This is a genomic window from Methyloglobulus sp. (genome assembly GCF_964779595.1).
This window is the reverse complement of record NZ_CBAROL010000007.1, coordinates 43,561-69,213: the sequence shown is the minus strand read 5'-3', so window position 1 is coordinate 69,213 and position 25,653 is coordinate 43,561. Positions and strand designations below refer to the sequence as shown.

At 44.6% G+C, this 25,653-nt stretch carries 24 protein-coding genes; 8 read left to right on the top strand and 16 right to left on the bottom strand.

The genetic code is table 11. The features are described 5' to 3' along the window. The first annotated feature begins 74 nt into the window (after positions 1-74). Both AC1YY3_RS04605 and AC1YY3_RS04600 read left to right on the top strand, forming a co-directional pair. Positions 75-1,571, top strand: a complete 1,497-nt coding sequence (locus AC1YY3_RS04605) for an OprO/OprP family phosphate-selective porin (RefSeq protein ID WP_482194340.1) — start codon at positions 75-77, stop codon at positions 1,569-1,571. Positions 1,572-1,710: 139 nt separating this feature from the next. Further along, positions 1,711-3,237 carry a choice-of-anchor I domain-containing protein gene (locus AC1YY3_RS04600; protein WP_482194339.1) on the top strand — a complete coding sequence of 509 codons (1,527 nt, stop codon included), beginning with the start codon at positions 1,711-1,713 and terminating at the stop codon, positions 3,235-3,237. A gap of 3 nt (positions 3,238-3,240) precedes the next feature. Here AC1YY3_RS04600 and AC1YY3_RS04595 read toward each other — a convergent pair whose 3' ends face one another. Further along, positions 3,241-3,885 carry a uracil-DNA glycosylase gene (locus AC1YY3_RS04595; protein WP_481823652.1) on the bottom strand — a complete coding sequence of 215 codons (645 nt, stop codon included), beginning with the start codon at positions 3,883-3,885 and terminating at the stop codon, positions 3,241-3,243. A 121-nt stretch (positions 3,886-4,006) separates the two neighbouring features. Between AC1YY3_RS04595 and AC1YY3_RS04590 the strand changes: the two genes are divergently transcribed. Further along, positions 4,007-4,888, top strand: coding sequence for a carbohydrate kinase family protein (locus AC1YY3_RS04590; RefSeq protein WP_481823651.1), 882 nt, complete (start codon positions 4,007-4,009; stop codon positions 4,886-4,888). A gap of 79 nt (positions 4,889-4,967) precedes the next feature. Here AC1YY3_RS04590 and fbaA read toward each other — a convergent pair whose 3' ends face one another. From fbaA to AC1YY3_RS04515, 15 genes are all read right to left on the bottom strand, one after another. Then, positions 4,968-6,047 (bottom strand): class II fructose-bisphosphate aldolase, encoded by a 1,080-nt coding sequence (fbaA, locus tag AC1YY3_RS04585; RefSeq protein ID WP_481823650.1) that lies wholly within the window; start codon positions 6,045-6,047, stop codon positions 4,968-4,970. Between the two features lie 104 nt (positions 6,048-6,151). Next, positions 6,152-7,162, bottom strand: coding sequence for a transaldolase (locus AC1YY3_RS04580; protein ID WP_481823649.1), 1,011 nt, complete (start codon positions 7,160-7,162; stop codon positions 6,152-6,154). Positions 7,163-7,333: 171 nt separating this feature from the next. Beyond that, a complete protein-coding gene (locus AC1YY3_RS04575; protein WP_481823648.1) occupies positions 7,334-8,569 on the bottom strand; it encodes a hypothetical protein in 1,236 nt (411 codons plus the stop codon). A 3-nt stretch (positions 8,570-8,572) separates the two neighbouring features. Then, the gene (locus AC1YY3_RS04570) at positions 8,573-9,253 is read right to left on the bottom strand and encodes a hypothetical protein (RefSeq protein ID WP_481823647.1); all 681 of its coding nucleotides are present in this window, start codon (positions 9,251-9,253) and stop codon (positions 8,573-8,575) included. A 91-nt stretch (positions 9,254-9,344) separates the two neighbouring features. Then, positions 9,345-11,339, bottom strand: a complete 1,995-nt coding sequence (gene tkt / locus AC1YY3_RS04565) for a transketolase (protein WP_481823646.1) — start codon at positions 11,337-11,339, stop codon at positions 9,345-9,347. Between the two features lie 135 nt (positions 11,340-11,474). Beyond that, entirely contained in the window at positions 11,475-12,008 is a 534-nt protein-coding gene (gene hxlB / locus AC1YY3_RS04560) for a 6-phospho-3-hexuloisomerase (RefSeq protein ID WP_481823645.1), read from the bottom strand. 12 nt (positions 12,009-12,020) lie between these two features. Continuing rightward, on the bottom strand, positions 12,021-12,662 hold the full coding sequence (gene hxlA, locus AC1YY3_RS04555; protein ID WP_349026754.1) for a 3-hexulose-6-phosphate synthase: 642 nt from the start codon (positions 12,660-12,662) through the stop codon (positions 12,021-12,023). A gap of 331 nt (positions 12,663-12,993) precedes the next feature. Beyond that, positions 12,994-14,580 carry a peptide chain release factor 3 gene (locus tag AC1YY3_RS04550; protein WP_481823644.1) on the bottom strand — a complete coding sequence of 529 codons (1,587 nt, stop codon included), beginning with the start codon at positions 14,578-14,580 and terminating at the stop codon, positions 12,994-12,996. 277 nt (positions 14,581-14,857) lie between these two features. Beyond that, entirely contained in the window at positions 14,858-15,112 is a 255-nt protein-coding gene (locus AC1YY3_RS04545) for a hypothetical protein (protein WP_481823643.1), read from the bottom strand. 210 nt (positions 15,113-15,322) lie between these two features. Continuing rightward, the gene (locus AC1YY3_RS04540) at positions 15,323-15,934 is read right to left on the bottom strand and encodes a hypothetical protein (RefSeq protein ID WP_481823642.1); all 612 of its coding nucleotides are present in this window, start codon (positions 15,932-15,934) and stop codon (positions 15,323-15,325) included. 242 nt (positions 15,935-16,176) lie between these two features. Next, complete coding sequence (locus tag AC1YY3_RS04535) at positions 16,177-17,400, bottom strand: S8 family peptidase (RefSeq protein WP_481823641.1); 1,224 nt, start codon at positions 17,398-17,400, stop codon at positions 16,177-16,179. Between the two features lie 14 nt (positions 17,401-17,414). Further along, complete coding sequence (locus AC1YY3_RS04530; RefSeq protein ID WP_481823640.1) at positions 17,415-18,104, bottom strand: zf-HC2 domain-containing protein; 690 nt, start codon at positions 18,102-18,104, stop codon at positions 17,415-17,417. After that, a complete protein-coding gene (locus AC1YY3_RS04525) occupies positions 18,101-18,739 on the bottom strand; it encodes an RNA polymerase sigma factor (protein WP_481823639.1) in 639 nt (212 codons plus the stop codon). Before AC1YY3_RS04525 ends, AC1YY3_RS04530 begins: the two co-directional genes overlap by 4 nt. Before the next feature lie 325 nt (positions 18,740-19,064). Next, entirely contained in the window at positions 19,065-20,042 is a 978-nt protein-coding gene (locus AC1YY3_RS04520) for a cation diffusion facilitator family transporter (RefSeq protein ID WP_481823638.1), read from the bottom strand. 118 nt (positions 20,043-20,160) lie between these two features. Continuing rightward, positions 20,161-21,819 (bottom strand): ATP-binding protein, encoded by a 1,659-nt coding sequence (locus AC1YY3_RS04515; RefSeq protein ID WP_481823637.1) that lies wholly within the window; start codon positions 21,817-21,819, stop codon positions 20,161-20,163. A gap of 249 nt (positions 21,820-22,068) precedes the next feature. Here AC1YY3_RS04515 and AC1YY3_RS04510 point away from each other — a divergent pair, with 249 nt between their 5' ends. The 5 genes from AC1YY3_RS04510 (at position 22,069) to AC1YY3_RS04490 (ending at position 25,641) form a co-directional block, all read left to right on the top strand. Further along, positions 22,069-22,833 (top strand): inositol monophosphatase family protein, encoded by a 765-nt coding sequence (locus AC1YY3_RS04510; protein ID WP_481823636.1) that lies wholly within the window; start codon positions 22,069-22,071, stop codon positions 22,831-22,833. A 232-nt stretch (positions 22,834-23,065) separates the two neighbouring features. Next, positions 23,066-23,269: a hypothetical protein gene (locus AC1YY3_RS04505; RefSeq protein WP_482194338.1), complete on the top strand. Its 204-nt coding sequence runs from the start codon at positions 23,066-23,068 to the stop codon at positions 23,267-23,269. A 21-nt stretch (positions 23,270-23,290) separates the two neighbouring features. Then, positions 23,291-24,406, top strand: coding sequence for a two-component system sensor histidine kinase NtrB (locus AC1YY3_RS04500; RefSeq protein WP_482194337.1), 1,116 nt, complete (start codon positions 23,291-23,293; stop codon positions 24,404-24,406). Then, complete coding sequence (locus tag AC1YY3_RS04495) at positions 24,399-25,019, top strand: response regulator transcription factor (RefSeq protein WP_481823634.1); 621 nt, start codon at positions 24,399-24,401, stop codon at positions 25,017-25,019. Before AC1YY3_RS04500 ends, AC1YY3_RS04495 begins: the two co-directional genes overlap by 8 nt. 16 nt (positions 25,020-25,035) lie before the next feature. Continuing rightward, positions 25,036-25,641 (top strand): YiiX/YebB-like N1pC/P60 family cysteine hydrolase, encoded by a 606-nt coding sequence (locus AC1YY3_RS04490; protein ID WP_481823633.1) that lies wholly within the window; start codon positions 25,036-25,038, stop codon positions 25,639-25,641. Positions 25,642-25,653 lie beyond the last annotated feature (12 nt).

Below are 25,653 nucleotides of genomic sequence, written 5' to 3'. Positions count from 1 at the left end.
GTAATATAAATGTCATAAGTCTGTCATATTACAACCTTAAGCTTTCAGCAGTTTTTATCAACTGAGAGAAATCCATGAAATTATCCAGACTTACCTTGGCAGTTGCCGCTATTTTAGGCACCGGCGCAGCATCCACGGCTTACGCCATCGACCTTTATGTTGATGTGAAAACCAAACAAATCTATGCAGAACCCGGCCCACATAGGCAACTGATGGGGGCGTTTGAACGAGTTGAAGATAAACCAGTCTCTGCACCTGCCGATATAGCTGCTGTCCAACAAGATTTGGAAATGAAAACCAATGAAATCAAGGCACTGCAAGAACATGTAGCAGAAGTTGAAAAAGTAAAAGTCAAAATGGACAAAAAAGGCTTGCAGGTTGAATCCGCAGATAAAAAATTCAAGTTTAAACTGGGCGGACGTATTCATGCCGATTCTTCGTTTTCTAGCGGCGATAATTTTGCTGAACTGCACAGGGGCACACTCACTCCAGTTGAAGCCAATGACGGCACTGAAATCCGCCGTGCGCGTATGCGTTTTGAAGGCGTTTTTTATAAAGATTGGTTGTTTAGAACCGAGGCCGACTTTGCCGACGACAACGTCAGGGTTAAAGATGCCTTTATACAATATCTTGGCTTGAATAAATACGTGACCATTACCGCCGGTCAACAAAAACAAAACTTGAGCCGCGAGTTACAAGAAAGCTCCAACGACATGATGTTTACCGAACGTTCGTTGATGAATATCCTGAATAACCCGACCGTTGATCGGGCTATCGGTCTTAATTTTGAAACGAATGGAGAAAACTATACCGGAAAATTAGGTATTTTTGGCGATTCGATTACACCAGCACGAACAGGGACAGCAACAGAGATAGACAATGCGGGTGATGAAGGTTGGGGTATTTCTTCTCGTGTAATTTATAATCCGATAATCGATAAAACCAAACTGATCCATTTAGGGGTTGCCGGTAATTACCGTATTCCTGATGATACCAAGGATGTTGCAAAAGCCAAAGGCTTGGCATTGGCTTATGAAACAACCAATATGTCTAACTTGGACTTGATAAATCAAAGCATCAGCAAAGTAAATGATATTAAACAATTAGGACTAGAAGCTGCCGGAATGTACGGGCCGTTCTCAGTCGGTGGTGAATACACACGCATGTGGGTTGATCGCAATGACGGTGAAGACAACGTAGAGTTGGACGGTTGGTATGCTGAAGCGGCTTATTCCATTACAGGCGAGTCTCGCGGTTATAAAAACGGCAACTTCGGATATTTGGAACCTGCTAAACCGTTCAGCTTGAAAAACGGCGGCTGGGGGGCATGGGAAGTGGCTACCCGATATTCTGCTGCTGACCTGAACGATGGCGATTTTGAAGGCGGTGAGTTGTCCAATATTACGGTTGCCCTAAACTGGTACATTAACACTAATGTCCGTATACAAGGCAATTATACCCGTATGCTGGATATTGAAAATTCACCGTTAACTACCGCATCGGGTTCTCCGCTAACTGGAGATAACTCAAGCTTGGATACCTTTATGCTACGCGCTCAAGTAGCCTACTAAGTCGTTTAAATCGTAATCTTTAACTAAACAGCCGCACCGGATTCCGGTGCGGCTTTTTTTTTTGGCAAGATTTCATATATCATAGAAACCTCACAAATGTCGGCTTGAAGATATATAACCGTTCCCCATGAGGTTAGCGTTGAAAATTATTCCTATTATTAAATTGATTCCAGCTCTGTGTCTGGCAGCTTGTGCATCTGTATCTGTACCCAATAAGCCTGTAAGCTTGGGTATAGAGGGAGTTAGCCTTTATGATTCAGGGAGTGAGAAAGGCACGGAAATTGTCAGTGTACAGCAACTCACGCTCCGCGCCGTCCTCAGTAATTTTGAAACTGGGGACGTTGATGTGCTGGACGTTAGTCATCCAAAGCATTTGCAAAGAATAGCGCGTTTTTCGTTAAGTCTCGCTAAAGGCGAAGAACTAACCTCGGTCGCTTTTCATCCGACCTTGGATCTGTTTGCAGCCGTCATTGATGCTGGCACTAACCCAGGCAGATTGGAAATTCGTTCAGCAGTAACCGGTTTATTACAAGATCGTGCTAAGGTAGGGTTTGGCCCTGACGCGGTAGTATTTTCTGAAAACGGCAACCTTATCCTGATTGCCAACGAAGGCGAGGATTTTTGGTTTGATCGAATAAAAAAACAATTTTTCACCCCAGAAGGCAGTATTTCTATTGTACATTTGGACGAAACTGGCCAGATTGAAACAAACAAAACCTTGGCTCTGGCTGACATGACCAATCACAAAGGCTTTGTTATCGCCCAGGGTGGACGTTTTCTGGAAAGGGTAATAGACTGGAACGGCGACGGCAACATCAGCAAAAAAGTAGATTTTGATGGTGACGGCATGATTGAAAATAACAAGGTTAGCTTAGGATATTTTCAGGGTCATGAAGTGTTTGGCACTGAAACAAAAGGCGAGGCAAAAATTTTAATCCCGATCACAAATTATTCACCTGCCGTGTTAGAGCCTGAATACATTGCTATTTCTCCTGATGCCAGCAAAGCCTATGTGACTTTGCAGGAAGATGACGCAGTCGCAGTGGTTGATTTGATCCAGGAGCAAGTCACTAGTTATTATGGTCTGGGGGTCTCTCAACATAAAACAGACACAAATAATGATGGTTGGGTACAATTCAATCAATCAATATCTGCCTTACGGGAGCCGGACGGGATTACTACGACTGCCGATGGACGATATTTTATAACTGCTGATGAAGGCGATTCCGATACAGATTCATCCTCTAACTCAAAAGATCAATTGGTCAGTGGCGGACGGTCGGTGAGCGTGTTCGATGCGGAAACGGGCGAGTTACTAGGGGATACTGGCAATCAACTTGACGAGACTGCATTTGCCAATCATGTCTATCCAGACAAGCGCAGCAACAAAAAAGGTTCAGAACCAGAAATGTTGGTTTCTTTTGATTTAGATAGCATCCCTTTTGTTGCTGTCGGCATGGAGCGTGCCGGCGCTGTTGAGTTGATTTCACTCAAAGACCCGTCTCGTCCTAAAGTAGTCGCGTTGGGTAAAATTGCCGGTGATGAAGATAAATCACCGGAAGGCATTGCCCATTTTATTGTCGCCGATGAGCATTACCTGCTTACTGCCAATGAAATGAACGGTACAGTTGAATGTTTTAAAATTGGTCGTAATCATACCGACTAATGCTCATTCGGCTTTTGATAATTTGCCAACTGTACGAAAAACATCGGCAAAAGTATCCTTAGTTAGACGTTTGGTCTGGGTATTATAGCGGCTGCAATGGTAGGAATCGACCAGTCTGCGACCATTTGGCAAGTTATGGATTACATTATGGCCGAATTTTGCGCTGCTTATTTTTAAGTTATAAGCCTTAAGCACAGCTTGGTGCGCGATTGTCCCCAAGGCCATAATCACTGTTTGTTCCGGCAATGTTTGCAATTCCGCCGCCAAAAACGAATTGCATTGCGCTATCTCACCTGTTGTCGGCTTGTTTTGTGGAGGTAGGCATTTTACGGCATTGGTTATTCGGCAATTCCTTAATTGCAAGCCATCTGATATGAATTCAGAAGTAGGCTTATTGCTATAGCCAAACTCATAAAGCGTTTCATAAAGCAAAATTCCCGCATAATCGCCCGTAAAAGGCCGACCTGTTGCGTTTGCCCCGTGCATACCGGGAGCCAAACCAACGATTAACAGCTCCACCTGTTGATCGCCGAATGGCGCTACGGGACGGGCGTGGTAATCGGGATATTTCTGTTTGACTTCGCACAGGAAATCAAACAAACGTTTACATTGTTGACAATCTTGATCGAATATCTTGTTCGTAGTCATCATTCTCGCTTAATAATAAAAGTACTGCTTTGACTTGTCAGAAAATTACCACACAATCAGACAGCTTTACTTATAATTCTGAAGATAATCTAACGAAAATTCCTACAGTCGTAAAAAAGCAATGAAAAACAATGCAATCACTGTTTTTGGAGAAGTCTTGTTCGATCATTTTCCTGATGGAAATAAAGTATTGGGCGGCGCACCTTTCAATGTCGCTTGGCATTTACAGGCTTTTGGCGGGAATCCGCAATTTATCAGTCGAATTGGCAATGATCCGTCGGGCCTCCAAATTCGAGTAGCAATGCAATCATGGAATATGAATCCTGGTTTTTTGCAACAGGATTTTTGTTACCCAACCGGACAAGTAGCAGTGACAATTGAACAAGGTGAACCCAGTTACTCTATTTTGCCCGATCAAGCCTACGATCATATTGAAATGGCGGACTTAATTGGTATTAACCACACTGGTATTTTGTATCACGGCACACTAGCTGCTCGCTCAATCTTATCAAGACAGACCTTAACTTCATTAAAAGCATTGCATAAAGGCAAAATTTTCATTGATGTTAATTTACGGCAACCTTGGTGGAATAAGGCTGATGTTCTTGGGCTTATAAAAGATGCTGACTGGCTTAAGCTGAATCTTCAAGAGTTGCAAACTTTAAAAGATGATATGACTGACGTTAAAACTAGCATGAAAGAGCTTGTGTTGCGGTATAAGCTGGAAGGTATCATTGTCACTTGCGGTGAGGAAGGCGCTTTAGCTTTGGATAATTCTGGTAAATTCTTTTCTGTATCGCCTACTACGCCAGTAGACCTTATAGATACCGTTGGAGCGGGTGATGCTTTTTCTGCAATCTTGTTGCTTGGCCTTAATCTTGGCTGGCCTCTAGGGCAAACTATGGAAAGGGCGCAATTATTTGCCAGCGCTATTACAGGTCAACGAGGCGCAACAGTAGATGATTTGGATTTCTACCAGCCATTTATTGCGTCCTGGCAGTAGGAGTAGCTTACATTAAGCTCACATGTGGCATAAAAAAACCGGCACTATGGCCGGTTTTTAATGGGGTAACTAAGCTTTATTACAAAGAACCGACTGAATTCAATTCTTGAAAGGCTTGTTCTAAACGCGTCACCATACCAACCTCACCTGCACGTTGCCATACACGCGGATCGTAATATTTTTTGTTAGGCTTATCGTCGCCTTCTGGATTACCGATTTGGCCTTGCAAATAACCTTCATTTTTCTTGTAAAACTCCATCACCGCAGCCCAAGTTGCCCATTGGGTATCGGTGTCGATATTCATCTTAACAACGCCGTAGCTGATGGATTCTTTGATCTCTGCTGGGGTTGAACCTGAACCGCCGTGGAATACGAAGTCCAAGGTGTTTTTAGCAACGCCGTATTTTTCTGAGACGTGTTTTTGAGAATTAGCCAAGATTGTCGGTGTTAATTTAACGTTACCGGGTTTGTACACGCCGTGAACATTACCGAAAGACGCAGCAATGGTGAATCTAGGGCTGATTTTGCTCAACTCTTCATACGCATAGGCCACATCTTCTGGCTGAGTGTACAACAAGGAGTGATCCATATCAGTATTATCAACACCGTCTTCCTCACCGCCGGTAACGCCTAACTCGATTTCCAGCGTCATATCCATCTTGGACATACGTTTGAGGTATTCTCCACAAATCTCAATGTTTTCTTTCAGGCTTTCTTCTGACAAATCCAGCATGTGTGAACTGAACAATGGTTTTCCGGTAGCGGCAAAATGTTTTTCGCCAGCATCCAGCAAGCCATCAATCCAAGGCAACAATTTTTTTGCCGCGTGGTCGGTATGGAGAATGACGGGCACACCATATTTTTCAGCCATCAGATGAACATGCTGTGCGCCTGAGATTGCTCCTAAAATGGCATTTTGTTGGCCTTCCAGTTTTAGTCCTTTGCCGGCGTAAAATTGCGCGCCACCGTTTGAAAACTGGATAATGACTGGGGATTTAACTTTGGCGGCCGCTTCTAATACAGCATTAATGGTATCTGTATTGATAACATTAACGGCGGGTAACGCGAAACTATTGGCTTTGCAGATTGCAAAGACTTTTTGCACATCATTACCGGTTACAACACCGGGTTTAACAACATCTAAAATTTTTTGTGACATATTATTTTATCGTGTGTGTATAGTAAAATCGCCCCGACACACAGTGTCGGAGCGATATTGTTTTTATGTGGAACAAGCACTTACGCTAACGTGCCGAGTTCTAACTAAGCAGGGACGGTTTCTTTGTCCATGTGTTCGAGTTTTGCAAGCCTTGCAGAAAGCAATTCTTCAAGGCTTTCAAGCGCTTTCTCGAAGCCTAAAATACCTTCAGCCAGCTTATCATTAGCCATCCGGTTTTCTTGGTGCATGCGGTCAAATGTTGCCTTATCCATGTTTATCTTCGCAATAGGCGAATTTGCTGCTGTTTGCGGATCTAATTTGCGCGGTAATTCGCCTGTTGCAGCTTGCAATTCTGCCAATAATGATGGTGCAATTGTCAACAAATCAACGCCAGCCAGTTCGGTAATTTCACCGATGTTACGGAAACTTGCGCCCATAACTTCGGTCTTGTAGCCGAATTTTTTATAGTAATTGTAAACTTCAGTCACAGAAAGCACACCTGGATCTTCAGCAGATGGATATGAATCACAACCAGTATCTTTCTTGTACCAGTCCAGAATTCGACCAACAAAAGGAGAAATCAAAGTAATGCCATTCTCTGCACAAGCGATTGCTTGGTGCAAACCAAACAATAAGGTCAAGTTGCAATGTATGCCTTCTTTTTCCAACACGGCAGCAGCTTGTATGCCTTCCCAGGTTGAAGCAATTTTAATCAACACACGATCTTTAGAAATACCTTTCTCTTGGTATTGGGCAATTAATTCGCGGCCTTTTGCGATGGTTGCTTCTGTATCATAAGAAAGTCTGGCATCGACTTCTGTTGAAACGCGACCAGGAATAATTTCCAGAATTTTTAGACCGAAAGAAACCGCCAAACGATCAAACGCCAAGGAAGCGACTTGTGCGGATGTTGCATCGTTGCCGAGCTTATTTCTGGCAGCTTTCAGTGTATCATCAACAATATCTTGGTACTGTGGCATTTGTGCCGCCGCAGTAATCAACGATGGATTAGTTGTAGCGTCTTGTGGTTTGAAAGTTTCAATGGCTTGTATGTCGCCGGTATCGGACACAACAACAGTCATTTCTCTGAGTTGTTCAAGTAAATTCTTTGCCATAATTTAAGTACCTTTCAGTAAAGTTGGAAATTTTTTAGGGATGAGATATTACCATAAATTCACGAGAAAGTGAAGATGGTGAATATAAACAAAAACCAAGATAACCTTGGTTTTATTTATAAAAATCAAATATTTGGATTTACTTTTGTGCTAATCTAACAATCTACTATTTTAAGCTCTATTTAACAAATACCGTTCAACTCCCGTCGGTGCGGATGTGAGCGTTTGTTTTACTGAGCCTACTTGTTTTTCGAGATAACGCGATACACCGGTGATTTTTACCTTTGCTACGTTAACAACATCACTTTGTCTTTCAAGGTATCTTGAAACCCCTGTTGCAGATGACAAATCATTTGCGGGGATAAACTCACCTTCCAAACACTTTTCAGCTTCGTGAGTCACTTCGTATTCGAGCAAATTGCTTGTAATTTGCAAATTGGCTTTATCTTTGTCGGCTTGCGATTGTCTTTCCAAATACTTTGCCACCCCAGAAAGACTTGGTTTGTTGGTTTCAACCACTTTCTGTGACGCTAAATATCGGGCGACCCCACTTTGTACAAGCGTCACTTTTGGTGCGAATGCAGGTGCGCTAAGTTGGTTTGACAAATACCTAGCAACGCCCGTTGGCGCAGGTTTTTTACTTTGAACGACTGATTGCTCACGCAAATACTTACCAACCCCGCTAATAGTCGGCTTTTGGCTATCTAGGGCTATCTGTTTAGCTAAATACCTGCCGACTCCTGTGATCGCTGGCTTTTTTTTTGACAATGCCGCCTGTTCTTGCAAGTATCTACCAACACGAGTGGTAGCAACTTCTACCACTTCAACTTCTGTATCTTCTTGATAACCCATATTTCTTGAAGCCTCATAGGCGGCATCAGCCGCTGCTTTTGCAGAAATTAATGCCGCTTCTTCGTTATCCAAATAGCGTTTGACCAGAGCGGCAGCAGCCTGTTTTCTTGCCAGCAATTCCTGTTCGGCTTGGTACTTGGCAACCCCTGTCAATGTTGAAAAACTTCTGGTAGCCAATTCTTGTTTGGCGACATACTTGTCAACACTCGTCTTTTTTCGTACGGGCGCGTCTTTGGCTACTTTAGCAAGATACTTGGAAACACCTGTTGGGGCGGGTATGTTTTTTTCAGCAATAGATTGCCTCAAAACATATAACTCCACGCTGGTCATAGGGTGCTTTTCCTTTTTTTTCATGTACTTGGCAACACCTGTAACCAAAGGTGTTGCGATTAAGTACTTAGCCACCCCAGTAAGACCATTCGGATCAATGTTTAGAACCATAGGTAACTGCTGCGGTCTATCCTGCTGAATCTCCTGAACTTTGGCTCGTTTTCCAAATAAAAAGAAGCCAGCCATTGCAGGAATAACTGCGCCGCCAAAGTCATTTGAATTCATTGGTTACCCCTTGTCTCGCAGATATTTTTCAACACCTGTAGCCGCTTGGCTTGCAGTTTCTTTTGCTGATGAAGCCTGATTTGCCAAATACTTCGCAACACCCGTCACCGCAGATGCAGCAGGTGCATTCTTTGCATTTTTTTCTAAATATCTGGACACACCGGTACCAGATGTTTTCAGCAGATACTTAGCTACACCCGTCAAACCACCTGTTGCTTTAGCGGCACTAGCGGTGCTGCTTTTATCAGCGACACCTGGGCAAGCACCCTTCTTGAATAATACAAATCCTGCGACAGCAAACACGATTAACCCAAGCAAATAGCCCGCTAAAGATTCTTCCTTCCCAACTGTTGCTGGAGTAACATCTGAATCGGCGCTTACAGCCTGAGCCGAACCTGTTGACGATCCTGGACTAGCCGCTGAATGCTTGTAGTCAGGGTCAGAATACAGCACTTTGGGCTGAAAATTTGTCGCTGGATATTCAGAATCGCTGCTGCTAGAAGCCGCTGCTGCCGGAGCGGATTTTGCTGCAGGACTACTTTCAGATGCTTTCGCAGCCGCCTCATCCTGGTAAAGCACTTTAGGTTGAAAATCAGATGCTGGATAGTTGTCTTCTGCGCCGGCTACAGTGCTTACCAGCATTAGTGCAGCAAATACACTTTTGGTCAAATCAATATTTTTCACGCTATTCACCCTATAAGTCGTATTAAATAGGCAAAAACCATTGTCGAGGTTCCTGTCCGTTGTATGTAACAAAATCGTTGTCTACGATAGTTCAAAGCACCGCTTCTATGTGCTTGACCACATTTTCGACTGTAAATCCAAACTCCTTGAATAATTGTCCTGCTGGCGCAGATTCGCCGAAACGATTTAATCCAACAATCTTGCCATTTGTACCTACATATTTCCACCAGCCATCAGTCACTCCAGCTTCCACCGCAACGCGCTTGGTGACGGCTGACGGCAATACCGATTCGCGGTAAGCTTCATCTTGGGCATCAAACAAGTTGGTTGAAGGCATGGAGACAACACGAATTTTTTTGCCTTTTGCCGCCAATTCATCCGCTGCTTTGACTGCCAATTCCACTTCTGAACCCGTAGCGATAATGATTGCATCCGGCGTGCCACCGGCATCTTTAAGGACATAGCCACCACGATAAATCGCGCTGATTTGATCGGCTGTTCTGGGCATGTGCGCCAAATTTTGACGGGAGAATACCAAAACGCTAGGTCCATCCTTACGTTCTATCGCCGCTCGCCAACAGACTGCTGTCTCAACCGCATCACAAGGCCGCCAAACGTGCATATTGGGAATCATCCGCAAGGTGGCTGTTTGTTCTACAGGTTGATGGGTCGGACCATCTTCACCGAGACCAATGGAATCATGGGTATAGACAAAAATAGAACGGATGCCCATCAGCGCTGACATACGCACGGCATTTCGGGCGTATTCTGAGAACATCAGGAAGGTCGCGCCAAAGGGAATCAATCCGCCATGCAGGGCGATACCGTTCATGATGGCCGACATGCCGAATTCACGGACACCATAATTGACGTAATTGGCATCAGGCTTGTTTGCCCGCATGGGCTTGTGGCCTTTCCATTCGGTCATATTGGAGCAACCCAAGTCGGCTGAACCCCCAAAAATTTCGGGTAGCAGATTGGCATAGCCTTCAATAGTTGCCAGCGAAGAAAGTCTAGTTGCCGTGGTTTTTGCTTCGCTATTTACTGCACTGATAAAGTTATCGGCATCAGCCGCCCAGGTTTTGGGCAAATCGCCGTTCATACGGCGTTCAAATTCTGCGGCCAGTTCGGGATAGGCAGATTTATACGCAGCAAACTTGGCATTCCAGTCTTGTTCAGCTTTCGTGCCTTTAGCTTTAGCATCCCAACCCGCATAAACTTCGCTGGGGATAACGAATGGTTCGTGCGTCCAGCCCAGTTCTGTTCTTGTCAACGCAACCTCAGCATCACCTAGTGCTGCCCCGTGACAGCCATGCGTTCCCGCCTTGTTGGGCGATCCGAAGCCGATTGTTGTTTTGCAGCAAATCATGCTCGGCTTATCTTTGACTGATTTGGCAGACTGGATAGCCTTAGCGATTGCATCACTATCATGCCCGTCAACATCGGCGACCACATGCCAGCCATAAGCTTCAAAGCGTTTTGGTGTATTGTCGGTAAACCAGCCATCAACATGGCCGTCGATAGAAATACCGTTGTCGTCCCAAAATGCAATCAGGTTGCCCAAGCCGAGCGTCCCCGCCAAGGAACAGGCTTCGTGTGAGATACCTTCCATCAAACAACCATCACCTAAAAACACGTAGGTATTATGATCGACGATGTTGTGACCTTCTTTATTAAACTGCGCTGCCAATGCTTTTTCGGCGATTGCCATACCAACTGCGTTGGTAATGCCTTGACCTAAAGGCCCAGTCGTTGTTTCGATACCCGGCGCATAGCCGTATTCAGGATGCCCTGGGGTTTTGGAATGCAATTGGCGGAAGTTTTTTAATTCTTCGATAGGAAGTTCGTAGCCAGTCAAGTGCAATAATGAGTAAATCAGCATTGAACCGTGTCCATTAGACAGGACAAAACGGTCACGATTAGCCCATTTCGGATTAACGGGATTATGGCGCATGTGGTCATTCCACAGCACTTCGGCGATATCCGCCATACCCATAGGCGCACCTGGGTGGCCGGAATTTGCTTTCTGTACGGCATCCATGCTCAAAGCGCGTATGGCGTTCGCTAGTTCACGACGCGAAGTCATAATAATCTCCTTACGTGTAGTTATTCTAAGTAGTGACGTTTATCCTTAATGCGAATAGTCACAAAATTATTCTTGTTATTGTGCCAAGCAAGCTACGAACGAATGGGCATACCATTCGTTCGTAAGAACAACGGCTTATTCCAAATTGGCGTGCCTTTCTCTCATCACTTCTTCGGCAATCCCTTTTTCATGGATTATGTGCGATATGATGGCTTCCAAAAAAATCAGGGTAGACAGCTCGAAAACCGTACCCATCGGCATACCGACCACTTTTCCATATTGGTCAGGGCTACCAACAGCAAACACAGCATCAGCCATATCGCCAATTGTTGAGCTAGTTTTGGCAGAGATCAACACAATGTTGGCTCCCATTTTTCTTGCGCTTTTGGTAAAAGCGATCAATTGCTCGGTTTCGCCAGAACCCGAAATGATGATTAATAAATCACCATTTTTGATGCTGGGCGTAACAATTTCACCCACCACGCTGACATCATAGCCACCGTGTACCAACCGCATTGCAAAAAAATTGCCGACTAGCTTAGAGCGTCCTGCACCAGCAATAAATATACGCTTTGCGCTATCAAGCATTTCTGTAAGCTTTACGTCATGCGACTTGTCGGTCGCATCCAGGATGCTTGATATTTTATCTATGATAAGTTTCTGATGCATGTCGATCCCTAATTATGCAGCGTCAACCAATTCACGGATTTCACGAGCCGCTTCTGCTGGCGATGGTGCGCCGTAAATCGCTGCACCAACAACGATAATGCCTGCGCCAGCATGAACAACGTCTTGTACGGTCGATTGTTTAATACCACCAGCAACTGAAATTCTGACTGGAAGACCTAATCTAGCGATGTCGTTCAAGTCAACGAAAGGTGTGTGACCCGCAGCTTGTGCATCAAGACCGGTGTGAACACCAATGATTTGTGCGCCGGCATTAGCAGATGCTTTAGCGCAATCCAATTTGTCTGGCACGTTGATAAGGTCAACCTGCGCTTCTGCACCGTGTGCATTAGCGGCTTTAATTACGCCAGCAATGGTTGCAATGCCTGATACGCCCAATACGGTGCATATATCAGCACCTGCTGCGTAGAAAGGTGTGGCTTCGTATTCGCCAGCATCCATTGTTTTAAGATCAACTAAAACCAGTTTATCTGGGAATCTTGCTTTCAATTCTCTTACCAGATTAACGCCGTTGTGTTTAATGCAAGGAGTTCCGATTTCAAAAATATCAACGTAAGGAGCTACTTGGGTAGCAAGCCCTACGGTTGCGTCGAAATCTAAAGAATCTAATGCCATTTGAATTAATGGTTTTGCCATGGTATGTGCTCCGAAGGTTATAATAATTGTTGCTTACATATTCGTTATGCGGCGGTAACTTTAAAGTACAAAGGGGACGCATGTCAATGCCCAATGCTCAATACCGCTACGACGCAGCAGTAAAGACGCTAACCCAAAAAACAAAATAAACGCATATTCAATAACTGAAAATGCTTCTGCTTGTTGAGATAAAGAGGGGCTTACGACTAGCCACTACCCGCATCCGGTCAAGACTAGATGAAAATAGCGATAATTTCCTCAAACCGCTAAAGATTACTACTCCATTATATAACAAAATGGAGGTAGTCTCATTTATCACCTACTTTGAGGGTTATAATTCCCGTGTGGCACTGAATTTAATGTCCGGCCAACGTTCCTCAGTAAGTTGCAGATTGACTCTGCTCGTAGCAAGGTAGACCAAGTAGCCACCGCCATCCTCTGCCAAATTCTCGAAAGCCCTAGTCTTGAATTCTTCCAATTTTGAAGGTTTATCTGAACTTACCCAACGTACTGTAGAAATGGGTACGTTATCGTAAACGCATTCCACATTGTATTCACCTTTAAGGCGATACGCCGTCACATCAAACTGTAAAATACCGACCGCACCTAAGATAAGGTCATTATTTTTCAATGGTTTGAATAATTGCGTCGCACCCTCTTCAGTCAATTGCACCAGCCCTTTTTGGAGTGCTTTCGCCCGTAGTGGGTCTTTTAGCACAACGCGCCGGAATAATTCCGGCGCAAAATACGGAATACCACCATATTTTAAGGTTTCGCCTTGGGTAAAGGTATCGCCAACCTGAATCGTACCGTGATTATGCAGGCCGATAATATCGCCAGGGTACGCTTCTTCAACATTCTTGCGCGTATCCGCTTGAAAGGTAATGGCATTGCTGACTTGAACTTGCTTGCCGATACGGACATGGTTAACCTTCATGCCCTTATCGAATTTGCCCGAACACACCCGCAAAAACGCTACCCTATCACGATGCGCGGGATCCATATTGGCCTGAACTTTGAATACGAATCCGGTGAATTTGTCTTCTTCTGGCGCAACTAGGCGTTGTTCTGCTTGTCTTGGCCTGGGTGACGGCGCAAATTCAGCAAACGCATCCAGCAATTCCAAAATGCCGAAGTTATTGATTGCAGAGCCAAAAAACACCGGTGTCAGCTTACCTGACATATATTCAGAATAATCATAGTCATGGCTTGCGCCTTTGACCAAATCGATTTCCTCCCTTAGCTCGTCGGCCTGGTCTTTTAACAATTCATCCAGTTTGGGATTATACAAACCTTTGATGACCTCAGCAGCCGCGATTTTTCCGCCATGTTGGGCGCTGAACAAATGAATTTCATCCTTATATAAATGATAAACACCCTTAAATCGCTTGCCCATGCCGATAGGCCAAGTCATCGGCGCACATTTAATGTTCAGTACATTTTCCACTTCGTCCATCAACTCAATCGGTTCTTTACCTTCCCTATCCAGTTTATTGATGAAGGTAAGGATTGGAGTGGTACGCAATCGACATACCTCCATCAGGTTTATCGTCCGCTCTTCGACACCTTTGGCAACGTCAATCACCATCAACGCCGAATCGACCGCCGTTAAGGTGCGATACGTGTCTTCAGAAAAATCCTCATGACCTGGAGTATCTAACAGATTGATAACACAATCTTTATGCTCAAACTGCATAACCGAGGTCGTCACGGAGATGCCCCGCTCCTTTTCCATTTCCATCCAATCAGAGGTCGCGTGACGCGCTGCTTTCCGCCCCTTAACCGAACCCGCAAGCTGTATCGCCCCGCCAAACAGCAATAATTTTTCCGTAATGGTGGTTTTACCCGCATCAGGATGGGAGATAATGGCAAACGTACGTCGCCGTTTTGATTCTGAAGTTATTTCTGTTTCTGACATAATCTTATGAAAAATATGTACTTTAATTGAGGTACATATTGCTTATGAAGTTGTAAGTTGATGAACTGGGAGCGTAGGTGTTGTTAATACCTAATTATTCACTCAGGATTGCTTACAACTCAACTAAAAGCGGCGAATTCTACCGAATTTGTCAGGTTTAAGGAAATTTATCCCCAGGGTATTTTTTCTGATTTTAGAAGCCCTACGGATCTCAAAAAATTAAGACTGCCATCAGCTCGCTGATTACCGCGCTCCCTTTCTCGGAAACATAATAAAATCAATACAATGCAGAATTGTCTTCTGTACTCATTTCATACAAAGGGGCTTTCTGATCCTCATCAAACCAGCTTTCAAGCTCGCATTCAGATTCAACTCCGCTGTATAAAGCAAATTCTGACTGGCTAAAATCCCGATAATATTTATCTGACAGCTTGTTCTTTGATGATTCGTGGGTGTTTATGCTTACATCGTGCTTAGAACTAGCGAAGATAAAAGCAAATACCCATAATTTACAGATATTCAAGGTGTTCATCGTTGTCACCTAAACTAAAGATATGAAAATTAAGTGGCTCACCGATTAACCTAGCCATTTTTAAACGTGATACTGATTAACTCTGTCTAATCCAATATAGCTACCGTTTTGATGAGTTGGCACACACCGTCCAACTCATCAAATGCACACTTAACAACGTTACTAAGTACCTGTAAGAAAACATACTTGCAACTTAGCTTGCTGATGTAATTAAGGTTTAAGTTTCAGTAATGGACCTTCTTCATCGACAAAAGTGCTGGTATTCAATATCTGTATGCCGGCGTTGTGTTCACCATTGAATGGGGTTGTAGCACCTGGACAGCCAGCTTTTACTGCATCAGCAGGTGAATTAAACCAAATACCGATATGGTAAGTATGAATGGGCTTGGTAACAGGGTTCTCACCCGCATCGCCAGTGTGTGTTAGCGGCGCAACAGTCGGCGTACCGGGTGCTACGATAAAGGTTTCTTCATTGAACCGACCTACAAATCGAGCATAGCCTTTCCCGCGACCATTGGTTTGAATGTCGCCTTGATACCAAGACATGCCGAATGGAAAATTAGGCACTTGAATAACAAAGGCATCGAACCCAGTATTGCTTGGTAAGCCTTCAATTTTGACATCCATGACTTCTACATTGCCTAATGTAGTGACCTTCACTTTACCTTTAGCCTCAAGCGCGCAGGTTTGGCCTAAAACCGCAGGACGTACCAGTGGAAATCTGATGCTTTCCAAATCAGTAGCACTTGCCTGAGTACATAGCAGCATCGAATTAACCAATGCCAAACCTGCAATAACTTTAAATGAATATTGCTTTTTCATGATGGAATCTCCCGTAATAAATAATAAGATTTGTGATCAGGAAGTTTTTATCCCTCCCTGACTCATGATTCCGGTCATGTATCAAATTTGTTCAAATTATTTTTAATAGTTTCTACAGATTTTTTTGAAAACGCTATTAAAAATACAATATTTCTATTAAATCAATTACTTGAATAGCTATACTTAGGAGAGTTTATATGAAAACGCGGGGCAAGCGATCTAGCTAATTCAGAGGGAAGTCTCTACTTTTCAGTATCAAGTGCTTGCAAAATAGCCCACACATCCAATGAATGTAGCGGTGCAGCCGATTGCTGCTTACCATTACGCAGGAGCAATGCTTTGATCTGCTCAGGCGAAAGCTGGGGCTTTACCTCAAGCAATAACGCAATAATGCCACTGACATGAGCGGCTGCCAGAGAGCTGCCGGACACAAAATCGTAGCCATCGTTAGGTACAGTCGTCAAAATTTCTACGCCTGGCGCAACCACAACGCCAGGAAATCGCGCTAACCAAGCGGGTTGCGCTACCTGCCCGTCTGGACCAGTGGAAATCACCGGAATCACAAATGGCAGTTCTGCGGGGAATCCTGGCTGCGCTTGTTTTTCCAGACTTGCTGCGACAATGCTTATACCGCGCTGATGGGCGGTTTCGAGAAGTTTGCCCAGTAATTCATCATGTGACCCCGCCAAACTTAAATTGATGATACGTACCCCACTGCTAATCGCCGCATCCAATGCTTTTGCCAGCGACCAACTGCTGCATTGTGCCTTGGCATCTGAGGTTTCTGGATACCAACAGGCTTTTAAAACGCTGACTTCGGCATCCGGTGCTATGCCATAAATACCGATTCCATCGTTTGCTTTTGCGGCAATCACACCCGTTATTGCAGTACCGTGGCGATCATGAGCAAAAGCATAATCGCTGCCATCTACAAAATTGGCGGTTTCCAAATGCTGATCTTTGAAGTCGGGATGGTCTTTTTCTGCCCCTGTATCCACCACGGCTATACGGATTCCTTTACCTGTGGCGAGTTGATGGGCGGTATCTGCATGAACAAGCTTTGGGGCATAGCTAATCGCGGCAAATTCATCGCTTTCACTGCTTTGTATACCTTCAAACACTTGGTTTTCTTGCGCGAGTACCACGCGGGAATCCGCTTGTAGTTGCTGAATGACTTGTTCCAGATTTTCTTGCTCCGGCACTTGGTAAACCAGGCAATCCACGCCGATGGAAGGTAGCGGAAATTCACCGGATGTCAGTATGTCATTGCGTCTTGCCAGTTCCTCTTGTATTGTTGCCCATTCTGATTTGAGATTTTCCGGCAACGTCACCAACACTTGGCGGCTTACCATCTGCTTGGGTAGCTCGTTAATGCCCTCGAAGAAATGTGGAGGTAACTCAGCACAGCCGAGTAGCCACAACGATGTGGCAATGCACAAACACAAGCTAAGTCTTGTTGTTGTCATGAGCTAGCAGAACGCTATTCGACCGCCTGCGCTAGCCTCACTTTGGGATTTGCACGTAAGACGGACAGTGATTGTGCCTCATCCTTAGAAGCTACTTCAATCGTATAACTTCCAACCTCAGATGGACCTTGGCGAATCTGCGCCTTGGCCTGTTTCAGTAAGTCGAACAATTCCCGTGTCGTCATGTCTTCGGAGAACACCAGCCGAATGGATTTGCCTTTTGTGGTCGACGATTCCGCATTGGAGAGCGTCTCAAATACCCCGCCCGTCTTCGGAATGGGTGAATTTGGTAACACCAAAAATAAGGCCAGTGCCGCAAAAGCCAGGGTTTCAAATGCCAGTGTCCAACGCACTGGACTAGGTGTTTGCGATAAGCAAGCGCAAATACGTTGGAAAAGCCCCAACGTAGTTTTCGTACGACTGGTATCCGGTTTAGCTGTCGCAGCCTCAAGCTTATCTACATTGGCAAGAATGCCGGTAAAGTGCGCTGCCGAAGGCTTCCAAATTTCTTGTGCTGCTGGAAGTTGACCCACCAAACTTTGGCATCGTAATGCTTCGCTTTGGCATTGTTCGCACACCGCTATATGTTGTTTCACCGCCGCACTTTCCTCGGTAGAAAGCGTACCATTGACGTACCAAGGTATTAAGCCTTCCAACTCGGTATGCTCGGTAGCTATTGTATTGCTTGGTTTATTTTCAGTCATATCATTACCTTACCTTGTTCAGGCAGTGAGAAACCCTTACGTGCCAGTAGTTCCGCCAAATGCTTACGTGCATGAAACAAGCGGGTTTTCACGGTGTTGATTGGGCAACCCACAATATCGGCAATTTCCTGATAGGAGTAATCCTCGCCAAAGCACAAGTCAATCACCGCCAGATGATCGGCAGACAGTCTGGAAAACGCCCACGTCATCGCATCACCCAGCTCCCATCCCATAACCATTCGTTCTGGTTCTGAGCTTGCGGATATGGCTGCATGATAATGCTCAGGTGCATCGTCTCCGTCATTATCAACCTCACCAGCATAGTCCTCCAGCGATTGTTCACGATGTCGCCCATTCCGTTCCAGTATTTTCAGCCCTTTGTTATGGGCAATACCAAACAACCAAGTGGACAGTCGTCCCCGTTCAGGATCGTAGCGTTCTGCCGATTGCCAGATTGTCAACATCACATCATTGACTGCCTCATCTACCCAGTCTTGCTGTTTCAACATTTTCATGAGGAATCTGCCAAATCCTTCTGCATACAGGTAATAAAATTCCTCGAATGCCTTGCGATCCTTCGCCGCTATGCGCTTGAGTAACGCTATCCCCAGCGCATCATCCACCGTTTTTGCCAAATTGCTCTCCTCATCTTTTCGTTAACCAGAACCTTCAAATTGCAGTACCCAGTTAACCTTTTAAAACACTTCAAAAGCATGATTTGAATCATAACACTACAAATCTCACGATTTATATAAAATTGGCTGTTAATTTTAGCTAAAACAGTTAATCGCCCAGACCAGCATTTGAACGAAAAACTATTAACTATGATTCCTGCCAAAAGCTAAAATGTTCAATTAGTTTTTAGAATAGTTAACACTTTGTGAGAAGACAGATCGTAAAAAAACTACAATTCAGTACTGTAATTAGCAAGCAGGGTCGAACTTTTTGGCATCATGCTCCTCAGTGCTGATGCTGTTCTGATTTACTTGGATGCAGGGAACACGAATGATCGGTTGTTCCCTGTTCAATTTGCAAAGTGCTGTGATGGATTGAGAATTGCGTTCTGAGCGTGCGCATGATTTCATCCATAATTGCATCTCCAGGGTAGCCATTAGGCATGACCAGATGAACGGTTAAAGCACTTTCTGTCGTACTCATGCCCCAAACGTGCAAGTCATGAATATCAGTTACCCCGTGGTGCTGACGTAAATACCGGTCAATTGCGGATAAATCAATGTTTATGGGGACGGCGTTTAACGCCAGGTGCATCGACTCGCTTAATAAGCCCCAAGTGCCAAAAACAATGACTGCCACGATGATTAAACTAATCATCGGATCCAGCCAATACCAGCCAGTGAAGAGCATCGCCACACCCGCGATCACCACGCCCAGCGACACCAACGCATCGGTAGCCATGTGCAGATAAGCACCTCGGATATTCAAATCGTCCTTACTGCCTCTCATGAACAACCACGCGGACAGGCTGTTTATAAAAATGCCAACGATAGCGACTTGTATAACCGTGATCCCAGCCACTGTTGGTGGCTGCTGGAAACGCTGGAGAGCTTCCCAAGCAATCGCACCGCATACCACAAGCAGGAACATGGCATTTGCTAATGCGACCAAAATGGACGTACTGCGTAATCCATAAGTGTACCGCTCACTAGGCACTTTCCGAGCGAGGATAGTTGCTCCCCAAGCTAACAGCAGGCTCAAAACATCGGATAAATTGTGTCCAGCATCAGCTATCAGAGCGGTTGAATTAACAATAAAGCCGTAAGTAAATTCAACACCAACAAAAACCGTGTTGAGTACAATCGCAATAATAAAGACACCACCGTAGTTAATAGGTGTGCTGTGGTGGTGACCACTATCATGCGCGTGAGAATGACCAGTAATACCTTCATTATGTGGTTTTGGATGTTTTTTATGGATCATTTGACTTTATCGACATTTCCAAAATGCTGTAAAAAATTAACTAGCATGTATAAGTATCAAAACAGATAGCCCTAGAATGTCCGCTCTATACTAGACGCACACCCATTAACTCAAGTTCTCATTTCCTCGTTTGCGTCCGCCATAAATTAACAATCTCTTCCACGTCCAGATCTTCTGGACCTTCGCGCCAACTGGTGAAATAATCGACATCATTACTTTTCGGCTCTGGATTGGGTCGATAAATTTGCACACGGGTGGGTAACGGCGCAGCTTCGCCTAACACCAGAGCTTCACCTCGACCTAATGATGCCAAAATGTCGGTCAGATCGCCTTCTGCTTCTGGCACTAAGCCTTTAATGTAGGCTTGGTCATCAGGATTGGTGGTGCGTAAGCAAATAAATGAGCTGCATTGTGCCAGCATGGTTTCGGACAGTTCGGTAGGTCGTTGGCTAACCACACCGATAGAAACGCCGTATTTACGTCCCTCCTTTGCAATACGTTCCATCATTTTTTTGGTGCCGTCAAACTGACCGCCTTTTTCCCGTGGGATGTAGGCGTGGGCTTCTTCGCACAATAAGGTAATTGGGAATTCACGCCGCCGTGGATTCCAATAGTTGAACTCGTAAGCCAATCGACCTACCTGTGCCGAAATGGCGGGCCTGATGTCGGTCGGTACGGAGCTTAAATCAATTACGGTGATATTGGCTTTTTTGGCACCTAAGCCCACAAATTGCCGCAATAAATCCGCCATGCTGGCTGAATTATTACGAATTTTAGGTTTCAGCAAAAAATCATAACGAACATCATTGAACCGGCTTTGCATCCTAATCAAGAATTCATCGAATTGCCCGAATAAAGGACCAGTGATTTTTCCGAACTCTTTGCGTTCCTCATTAGCATTCTTAAACTGCATGTACATTTCCGCTAGGGAAAAGTAAATCGGCGTGTCGATAGAAACCGTGGGCATCCCGATTGCTTTGGCTTCTTTACGTTTAAGTTGTTGTAAAATCTCACGCATAAACGACATTTGCAAAGTCGCACCTTTGTCGTCACGGTCGATAAACAAATCCACCAGTTCCGCATAAGACATCATCCAATACGGCATTTCCATTTCCATCGCATCAACATATTGCACCATATCGTCAGGAAAAGCCGAATGCACCGTGCCATCATCATCTTTCCAGCAATATTCACCGTGCAAATCCAGCATAATGATATGGGCATTGGGCATGGCTTTGATAGTGTTTTGGATCAAGCTGGTGACTGTCCAAGATTTACCCGAACCCGACTGCCCAATAATCGCAAAATGCCTGCTAAATAACGCTCTGGGATCCAGGCTTAAGTGATAATCCTTATGCGAAGCCAACTGACCGATAAAGAATTTATAATCCCGAAACTTAGAAAAAATCGCATTAATGTCCTCAAGACCGACCGCATATACATTTGCACCTGGTGTGGGATAGTGGCGTACACCGCGAATAAACGTGCCATTTTCTTGAATCTCACCGACTGGAATCAAGGAAATAAACCGATCCGTCAAGCGCTTACCTGCTGAATCAAAGCGGTCTTTCCCCCAGGTCTTAAAAATTAACGCCAACACATTGATATTCTTTTGTTTGATAACAATGTACGAGCCAATTTGCCCCGCTAACATATCTTCGCCATCAATGGTGATAATGGGCAAGTCGCCGGAATGTTCCTCAGCGACACGTGCCTCCATGCCGTCGCCACGGACTTCTGTAAGATAGCCGATAAGAATGTTGGATTTTTCTGACATGAGTTAGCCTATGCTTTTAATATACGACAAGCTTAGACCAGTTTCGATAGGAGATAAAATCTTATAGCGTTTTGAACCCATGACAAAGCTGTAGCAATCCACAACTATCACCTTGAAGGTTATCTACGCTGCCTTTTTGCTTTATCAGCCGTGCTGCTGGACGCGAAGCTCTGCGGATATTAAAATTGCACTCCACAATAAAACCTTATATTTATTACCAATGTATACCCTGCCCTTTCAATACCGCAAATGACTGTATCCCTTACCGATCTGGAAAAAATAGTCCGTGAAGCGGGCGCAATTGCACTCTCACATTATAAAAACCTGGAGCTACTCAAAGTAACCAAAAAAAGTCCGCGTGATTTTGTGACCGAAGCCGACATTGCTGTTGAGTCTTATCTAAAAGAGACGCTTTCCAAGCACTATCCTCAGTATGGCTTTTGGGGTGAAGAAAGCGGACAAAGTGAAAACCAGACTAACCGCTGGATAGTCGATCCTATCGACGGGACGCACTCTTTTTCAAAGGGCCAGTACTTTTGGTCGATAAGCGTGGCTTTAGAAGTTAATCAAGAAACGCTTGTCGGTGCAGTTTACGCCCCTGCCCTCAATGATTATTACTGTGCTGAAAAAAATAAGGGCGTGTGGAAAAATGGCAATCCCATCGCCGTTTCTACTGAACAAGTGCTTGCCAATGCTATGGTTGCAACGGGTTTTGCTTGCGTCCGCGCTTATCTGAAAGACAATAACCTGCAACGATTTTGCAGAATTGCCGAGCAAACAACCGGGCAACGTCGGTTTGGTTCCGCCGCTTTGGACTTATGTATGGTGGCCGATGGACAAGTTGATGCGTTCTGGGAACAGGAACTGAATCTTTACGATATAGCCGCAGGCGCATTAATCGCGGCGGAAGCGGGAGCAACCATTACCGACTTTGAAGGTAATAAAGGTGTTTTCCCAAAGCAAATTTTGGCAACGAATGGGGCAATATTAGAACAATTATTAGCTTTTATGTAAGCTCGACAAGGTGCATCTATTGTTTTCAGTTTTCTATAATTAACCTAGACTTATCAATGAGTTTTTGTGAATTAGCCGAGTTATACTGTTAATCATTTCTAACCAAAACATTTGGGTTTAAATTTTATCCACAACATTTAGCTTGTAGTGTAAGCTTAGGTCAAAATATTTCTGGATAAGGTCGTAAGCTAATACGCATGTTGCAAAATAGCGATAACAAACAGCCAAACTTATGTTAAACCAGCCCGATAACACTAACCCAATATCCATCACTGAACTTCAAAATCGGCTGATTGAGTTTCAAGCGCGGCAAGTTGAGCTTGAACAACAGAATCAGGTGCTTTCTGAGCAAGTTGCTCAACTTGTTAATGACAACCGCACCAAAACCGAACACCTAAGCAAAAGTGACAATGCCTTAAGCAAAACGGTCGATTAACTTAATTATTCTCGACATCAATTGCTCGAACGGGAAGCCAAACTTAATTCTATATTAAACGCCTCAATTGAAGGCATTATCGTCATCGACACGAAAGGGACTATTGTCTCTGTAAATGCGGCGGTGGAAAGCATTTTCGGGTATAGCGCAGAAGAACTGATCGGTCAACGCGTCATCCAACTAATGCCAATAACCATCCGAAAAAAACAGGATTATTACCTGGAAAAATACCTACGCATCTTTATCCCCAAGGCGATAGGTCAAATTCGGGAAGTAGAAGGCTTACGTAAAGACGGCTCGCTAGTGCCTTTGGATATGTCCATCGCTGAGTTTCCACTCGATGGTATGCAATACTTCAGCGGTATAGTCCGCGATGTCAGCACCAGAAAGCATCAAGAACTGCAAGAAAAAGAACATCTGGAAAAGCTCGCGCACGTTACCCGTCTCGGTCTGATGGGTGAAATGGCTTCGGGTATTGCCCATGAAGTCAACCAACCTCTGTCGGCCGTCGTTAACTATACCCAGGTCTGCTTGCGGTTTCTCCAGAATGAAAAACCAGATTTGGAAAAAATTGGCGATGTCATGCTGAAAGCCAATCAACAAGCACTCAAAGCTGGGCAGATCATCCACAGTATGCGGGAATTCGTCAAACAACGGAAAATTCAACGTTCCACAGTAGATATCAACGACTTGGTATACGATGCCATCAGCCTGTTTGAGTCTGACTTCAAGCAGCACTTGGTTGCCATGCGTTTTGAGTTGACCAAAAGCTTGCCCATTGTATTTATCGACCGCGTTCAAATTGAACAAGTCCTCCTCAATTTAATCAGAAACAGTATTGATGCCCTTAAAGATCTACCGCAATTTACCCAGCGGCAACTGTCCATCGAAACCAGTTTGAATGAATTGAATTACATCGTGGTCAGGGTCAAAGATAACGGCCCTGGTTTAACGCCACTGCAACAAGAAAAAATACTAACACCGTTTTTTACCACCAAATCCTCTGGTATGGGTATGGGCTTATCGATCAGCCGATCACTGGTTGAAGCGCATCACGGCACTTTGCATTTCAATAGCAAAGAGGATAAAGGTACTACCTTCTATTTCACAATACCTACGGAGAAGCCCAATGGCTGAAACAAAAGCTAAGACGCTGGTTTATTTGGTTGATGATGATTTTTCTATAAGAGATTCGTTAAGTATGCTTATAGAATCGACTGGACAAGCCGTCAGGTGTTTTGAATCCGCAGATGAATTTTTAAATAATTTCGATCCCGATCAAGCCGGTTGCTTGATACTGGATGTCAGAATGCCCAGCATGACGGGGTTGGAACTCCAAGAAGAACTGGCACGAAGAGACTTCGCCATTCCCATTATTTTTATCAGTGGACATGCTGATGTTCCCGATTCATCCAAGGCGTTCAGGGCAGGTGCTGTCGATTATATGGAAAAGCCTTTTGACAGCGACAAACTGTTAAGTCGTATGGAAGAAGCGATCCAAAAAGACTTGGACACGCGGGTTTACCATGCTGAAAAACGCAAATTGAAACAGCGTTTAAGTCAGCTAACACCTAGGGAACATGAAGTATTTGTTTTAGTCGTCAAAGGTTTATCCAACAAAGAAGCCGCCAAAAAACTAGATGTCAGCAACCGCACCGTTGACGTTCACAGAGCCAAAATCATGGAAAAAATGCAAGCTGAGGATTTGGCGGAATTGACCGTGATGGCAATGCACTGCGGGTTAATTTGATCTACTTGGTATTGATATGACACAGCATCCTGCTGAAAATTGTCTCAAACAGGGCGATATTCTCTTCACCAGCATCCCTAATTTTCTGTACCGTCGCGTCGCCCAAACAACTGGCTCATTAACTTCGCATGTAGGAATTGCATTTTATGACCAACACATAGGCTGGCTGGTAGCCGAAAGTGCTGTCCCAACCGTGAGGTATGTCACCCTCGCCAATTTTGTATCGCGTTCAGATAACGACTGGCTTGTTGTTCGTCGAATGGGTGACGGATTGTCCTCCAATCAAATCGAATCACTGCGTAAAGAATGTGATAGCCGAATGGGTAAACTTTACCATCTTGGCTTCCATTTTTTATCATCGCGTCAATTCTGTTCAAAGTTTGTCTATGAAACTTATTTGAACGCACTCGGCGTTGAAATTGGTACACTTGAATCATTTGAAGCCTTACTGACTAGCCAACCCAAAACGCCGCTGTGGTTTTGGCGGCTATGGTTTATGGGGCGCATTCCGTGGTCACGCATTACAGTAACACCAGCAAGTCAACTTAGATCCGAGCGATTAGAAACGGTATGGGAGTCGCCTAATCCACCATCCCTAAAAAATCGAAACAATATAAATTAACCGCACAATTTA